Below are 250 nucleotides of genomic sequence, written 5' to 3'. Positions count from 1 at the left end.
CTCATCGTTCTCTTCATCGTCACGCTCGGAATGATGCGGATCGTGGTGTTGAGCGATGCGCGCGGCGATATCGAGAACAAGGCCAAGCTGACGCTCGGCCTGCTCGCGGGCGCAATCGCCACCAATCTCGAAGAGATGCGCGGGCAGATGCCGGCAACGGCGATGTCGGAGACCTATCACGGCATCCTCGCCAACGCGCTGCCGCCGGGCGCGGAGGATTCCGGCCGCGTCACCGTGCTTGCCGATCCTC

General features: G+C 64.8%; 1 protein-coding gene. It reads left to right on the top strand.

The window, feature by feature from the left end; all coding sequences use genetic code 11:
* Window positions 1–30 precede the first annotated feature (30 nt).
* A partial coding sequence (locus CH341_RS33050) for a hypothetical protein (RefSeq protein ID WP_146604815.1) occupies window positions 31–250 on the top strand: 220 nt, incomplete at its 3' end.

This window comes from Rhodoplanes roseus (genome assembly GCF_003258865.1).
Lineage (GTDB): Bacteria > Pseudomonadota > Alphaproteobacteria > Rhizobiales > Xanthobacteraceae > Rhodoplanes > Rhodoplanes roseus.
This window is presented reverse-complemented; position numbering and strand designations above follow the sequence as displayed.